Origin of the sequence: Microcoleus sp. BROC3 (assembly GCF_036702515.1) — a bacterium.
Classification (GTDB): Bacteria; Cyanobacteriota; Cyanobacteriia; order Cyanobacteriales; family Microcoleaceae; genus Microcoleus.
On sequence record NZ_JAUBTQ010000122.1, the window covers coordinates 1 to 5554 of the forward strand.

The 5554-nt window shown below is 46.2% G+C and carries 4 protein-coding genes; all 4 read right to left on the reverse strand.

Features of this window, described 5'->3' with window-relative positions:
* Window positions 1–1266, reverse strand: a 1266-nt coding sequence (locus QUB30_RS32755) for a PLP-dependent aspartate aminotransferase family protein (RefSeq protein WP_333342361.1), incomplete at its 3' end; no start/stop codon positions are given.
* 344 nt (window positions 1267–1610) lie between these two features.
* Entirely contained in the window at window positions 1611–2465 is an 855-nt protein-coding gene (locus QUB30_RS32760; protein WP_333342362.1) for a leucine-rich repeat domain-containing protein, read from the reverse strand.
* A gap of 540 nt (window positions 2466–3005) precedes the next feature.
* On the reverse strand, window positions 3006–3266 hold the full coding sequence (locus tag QUB30_RS32765) for a hypothetical protein (protein WP_333342364.1): 261 nt from the start codon (window positions 3264–3266) through the stop codon (window positions 3006–3008).
* Between the two features lie 151 nt (window positions 3267–3417).
* The gene (gene ltrA, locus QUB30_RS32770; protein ID WP_333342366.1) at window positions 3418–5289 is read right to left on the reverse strand and encodes a group II intron reverse transcriptase/maturase; all 1872 of its coding nucleotides are present in this window, start codon (window positions 5287–5289) and stop codon (window positions 3418–3420) included.
* Between the last annotated feature and the right edge of the window lie 265 nt (window positions 5290–5554).

Genomic DNA, 5554 nt, shown 5'->3' on the forward strand with positions numbered 1-5554 from the left:
CACGCTCGGTCTCGGATGATTCACTTTTACCCCCTCAATCCGCGTATGTGCCAGTTGGGGGTGCGGAATGTGGGTTTGATCTAAGTCCCTACAGAGATCAAACGCATCTTCCAGCCCCACTGATAGTCTGAAAACCCCATCCCCTGCAAAGTTACGGTACGCCTCAGCCTGCGTCTCATCGAGTGCGAAAGAGGTTTTTAGCATTTCCTGAGTGGAAATATAGTAGATAAGACTACGCTGATGACCGAGGGACACAGCATAGTGAATGACTTGCAATCGCTGGGCAAAAGCTTGAGCAACGACTTGAGCATCTTTGGCCTGGAAAGCAATCATGCCGGAAAAGTTCCGCATCTGCCGTTTTGCTAATTTGTGTTGGGGATGGGAAGGTAGACCTGGATAAATTATCTGTTTGACTTGAGGATGAGATTCCAGGAATTTTGCTACTTTCAGTGCATTTTCCTGATGAGCTTTCATGCGGATAGGTAATGTAGTGATCCCCCGCATGATCAGCCAAGCGTTAAATGGGCTAAGTGCACCCCCCACATGAACCAGCAGATCGCGAATTCCTGATAGTTCATCGCTTGCTCCCAGAACTGCTCCACCAATTGCATCCCCATGTCCACATAAATACTTGCTTAGGGAGTGGACAACGAAATCTGCACCTAAACTGAGGGGCTGAGTCGCTACAGGGGTGGCAAAGGTCGAATCAACCGAGAGCTTTGCACCAGCAGCATGAGCTATTTGTGCGATCGCCCTAATATCCGACAATCTAACAATTGGGTTACAAGGGGTTTCAATATGAATCAGCTTGGTATTGGTTTGGATTGCTGCTTCTACAGCCTTCAAATCTGTTGTATTGACTCGCGTTACCTGAATCCCAAAACGAGGAATCAATCCCTTCATCAATTCAGCCGCACCAACGTAGGCAACGTCGCTCATGACCAAGTGGTCGCCCGACTTAAGCTGGTGAAACATCAAGGCCCAAATGGCTGCCATACCGCTACCAAATGCCACACAAGCCTCAGCACCTTCTAAAGCTGCCAATTTTTGTTCTAGCTGTTGAACAGTTGGATTGCCCTCACGGCTATAGAAGAACGTTGTTTGACCCTGTATATTCTCAGCCGAGAAAGGAGTATCCGCATCGGTCACAAAAGATGATGACATTACAATATTGGGGGAGGAAGCACGAGTAGTGCTATCAGGTTTTTCTCCGGCATGAATTGCTGTAGTTTGCAACCCTTGAAACTCGAAATCATTTGCTGACATGAAGTGAAAGATCTCCTGAGTTATTTTTCCAGTTCAAGGTTTCCCTGTATTGCGGTGCCGATCGTCCGGCGAGTCTAGAGCCTTAATTTGCAGCAGTACACAAAAGAGAAAGGGTAAATATGGTTTGTGGCACTTTGCCTGCTGCTAGCAGTTAGAAGCAATAGTCAATATCCGATTCTAAGTCAAAAAAGGCGATCGCCCCAAGGTGCAGAGAGGTACTTGAGTTTGCAGGGGGAGGTTAGGCGGGGAAACGCTTATATTCTGATGAATCTGTAGCAGTTTTAAACCCTGGGTCAGGATATGCGGATTTTTTGAATAAAGCCAATGCTATCGGGGTACTGTGTCTAATCGGATAGCAGCTCAATCGCCTTTGGGATTGGGGTAATTGGATTGTTATCTAAATCAACCTTGATTTGCTTCGACATTTGCTTGAGTACCTCTGGTATTTCGGTTATTTGATTGTGACTGAGGTCAAGCTGTGTCAGATCCGACAGTTGCCCGATTGCATCCGGGACTTTGGTTATTTGATTGTGACTGAGGTCAAGCTGTGTCAGATCCGACAGTTGCCCGATTGCATCCGGGACTTTGGTTATTTGATTGTGACTGAGGTCAAGCTGTGTCAGATCCGACAGTTGCCCTATGGTTTCTGGAATTTTGGTTATTTGATTGTGACTGAGGTCAAGCCATGTCAGATTGGATAGTTGCCCGATGGTTTCTGGGATGGAAGTAATCTGATTGCCATGGAGGTCAAGCCATGTCAGATTGGATAGTTGCCCGATGGTTTCTGGGATTTTGGTTATTTGATTGTGCCCGAGGTAGAGCAGTGTAAGATTGGACAGTTGCCTGATGTTTTCTGGGATGGAGGTAATCTGATTCAGACCGAGTTCAAGCAGTGTAAGATTGGACAGTTGCCCTATAGCCTCTGGGATGGAGGTTATCTCATTGCCGTGGAGGTTAAGTATTTTTAAGTTGGTTAATTGAAGAACAGCATCAGGAAACTTAGTTAGCCGTTTTCCCCTTTCTTTCCGTTTTTCATGGAATGCCATGAACTGGAATTCCATTAACACGAACGTCTCAAGCTGCGTACATTTGCCAATTTCCGAGGGGACTTCCTCCAAGTCCAAACCCGACAAATTCAGTTTCTTCCAATTTTCCTGGGCTGCCCGGTCAATTCGTCGCATTGCTTCCTCTCGCGTCATATTCTTTGTCTCGGTAGGATTCATTTCATTGTGACGACAATAATTTTTGTTTGGTGGCTGACGGGGTGACAACCCCATCAAAAGCTTTATAAAATCAAGGACATAGCCCTCAAACCCGGTGAAAGAATGGGATGTTATTACGCCTAATTCTCATCAAATGAGAAAACACTTAAGGTAACGTAGATAAGCTGGAAAGCATATTGTAATAAAATTTAAGCTTTCAATCTCTACTATCCATGCTCTTATTAAGACCTCAAGGCAATCTAGCAGAAACTTAAAGACTAAATCACTGAGAATTTAATAACTGTTGCCAATTCAGATTCATTAATACTATCTTGCTTTACAGCAGCCCAAACTTTCAGAAATATAGCACTCGCTGTTTTCCCAAAAGTAAGCACTGTATATCAAACCAGCACTCATAAATATCTAAAATTCTGATAGTCGTCTTGGCAGGCTTTTTTTACGCCTCACCGCAAAGGCCTCCCACACTTCTTTGAACTCAGAACTCGATCGCTCCAAAATCAATCTGTGACCATCGCTCTAAATCTTGCCTTCAAACCTCTGATGCCAGAGGATATACCCCGACACGGTAATAACCAGAGTGATGCCTCCTCCTACCCAAGCCAGCATAGGATTGTAACCGCTACGGCTGAGGGTCTGCATCCATAGATGGGTGCGAGCGTCGGATATTAACCAATCTGCGACGACCGGAAAAAGATACATCAAAGATGCACCAACGATAAGCCAGCCCGCCATAGAGGCGAGGAGAAAGATAGTTTTGGCTGTAGATTGGCTACCCATGAGCAATTGCGGTAAAGAACTAACTTTGAGATTAGCTCTTGAGATGCGTTATTTGAAATACTCACCGGCTTCTTATGAGCGGTGATTCTTGACGCTTCATCGGGTTCTGCTAACCGTTGCTAGTCTGACAATCCCTCTGCGCCCGGTTAAACTAAGCGAGACCCTCACGAGTCCCGCTCGTCTTCAAAACCGTGCTTGAGACTTTCACCTCACACGGCTCCTCAGTAATAAGGCTCTTGTCATGAGTACCTCTGTTGCCCGATTTGACGGGCTTAGGCTTGGCACTATTACAGCCAGATTTGTTGCCGAGACTTTCATCGTTGGCAGTCTTTTCATCGTGGCAATGACGGTGTAGTAGTTGTAGGTTTTTGTACTCATTCTTTCCGCCTTTTGACTTAGGAATGATGTGGTCTACTTCCATCACCGATTCGTTGGAAAAGTGCAATTCACAGTGGTTACATTTCCCTTTCTGTCGCTTCAGAAGTGTTGCCACTGTCTTAGGAACTTCGGGGTTTTTACCCATTCTTGAACTCCAATAAACTAGGTTGCCATTATAAGGACTAGCGTCGCCTTTAACTTTCACATAAAGGACAATAGGTGTCTCTTGATGCTTTAGTAACCGCAGAGGATTCTTCCCTTCCTGCCTGGTTGCGAATACCCAGTTGTCACCGCCTATGGATTGCCAATATTTATTGGCTACCCATTCTCCCGATTTACCGGGGTGGCGGTGTTTTGCCCAACTTTTTAGTTTGCAGTACACCGTTCTATCTAGCGTAGAGAATGTCTCTTTGCTGACCACTGTGCTGTAATAGTTAGCCCACCCTCTGATGATTGGGTTCAAATGGTCTATCAGCGCAGCTTGAGGAGCTGTTTTATGCTGTTGTATTACTTCAGCTATGTGGTCGTAGTGTACCTTTACTTTTTCTTTGCTGGGTTTAATGAGTGTCTTGAATCCAAGTTTTTCCCTATGTCCGTTATAACCCGTGTTATATTTTCCAGTTGGGTACTGCCTGACGTTAAAGCCAAGGAAGTTAAACCCCGCGCTTTGCCCTTCATGTTCGTACAAAGTGTGGGCGAGGCGTGTTTTACTTGGTTTCAGTTCAAGTCCCATGCCATTTAACCACTCAGAGATTATCTCTTTACACCTTTGGACTACGGTTATGTCTTCGTGCAGTATCACGAAGTCATCGGCGTACCGGATTAGTCTTAAGGATGAGCGATTTTCTCGCTTACCATGACCACTTCTGGTTGGTAGCGTATCTGCTACCTGTTTTATCCGTTCTTCCATCCCGTGGAGGGCTATGTTAGCAAGTAGTGGGGAAATGACCCCTCCTTGTGGCGTACCCTCAGATGTGGGGAACAGTGTTTTTCCATCCATCACGCCTGACTTGAGCCATGCCTTAATCTGGCGGCGTAAGGTCGGGTATGTATTAAGTTTTTTGAGTAGTTCCCCGTGATTGATACGGTCGAAGCACTTAGCAATGTCAGCATCCAGCACATATTTGGCTTTATACCTAATTGCATTGAAGATTGCTTCTTTGGCATCAAGGCATGAGCGTCCTGGTCGGAATCCATAGGAGTTGGGTTCAAATTGAGCCTCCCATTCCGGCTCAAGCGCTAGTTTGACCAGCGCTTGAGTAGCTCTGTCGTACATCGTGGGAATGCCAAGAGGACGCTTTTCGTCTGTTCCTGGTTTGTCTATCCATACCCGACGAGTAGGTTTGGACTTCCCCTTTAGACCAAGATTTTTCACCAGTGCTAGCCTTTGGACGGGCGATAGTGATTTAATTCCGTCTACTCCGGCTGTTTTCTTGCCCTGGTTATCCTGAGTCACGCGACGCACCGCCAGCATTCTTCCTGACCAAGACCTCATCAAAGTCTTTTGGAGTCTGCGAACTGCTGCCAAATCACCACGACTAGAGGCTCGGAATATTCTCTTTTGCAGCTTATAAACTCGGCGTTCCAGCTTTCGCCAGTTCGTCTGGTTCCATTCCACCGTCTGATTGTTCAGCGTATTAGACATATGTACTGCTACTTGACACTATTCCTTCCTTATCACCGTGAGTCTGTCAGCCTATCCCTGCCATTACAGCAAGGCGTTTGCTTTTGACTCAATCCCACCACCCCGCAGCATCCGGTTAGCACCTACTCCTGGTATTCGACCACCAAAAGAGCATACGAGGGGTTACTTCGTTCCGAGTGACCATACTATAGACATCTCCAATAATTCCAATCCCTTCCCCCGCTTGGTTTCGGGAGTTGAGCCCCGTTAAGGGCTCAACTCCCGA

Excerpts from the sequence above, each read along its gene's own strand:
- QUB30_RS32760 (WP_333342362.1), bottom strand. The coding sequence starts at position 2,465 with ATGACGCGAGAGGAAGCAATGCGACGAATTGACCGGGCAGCCCAGGAA.
- QUB30_RS32765 (WP_333342364.1), bottom strand. The coding sequence starts at position 3,266 with ATGGGTAGCCAATCTACAGCCAAAACTATCTTTCTCCTCGCCTCTATG.
- ltrA (WP_333342366.1), bottom strand. The coding sequence starts at position 5,289 with ATGTCTAATACGCTGAACAATCAGACGGTGGAATGGAACCAGACGAAC.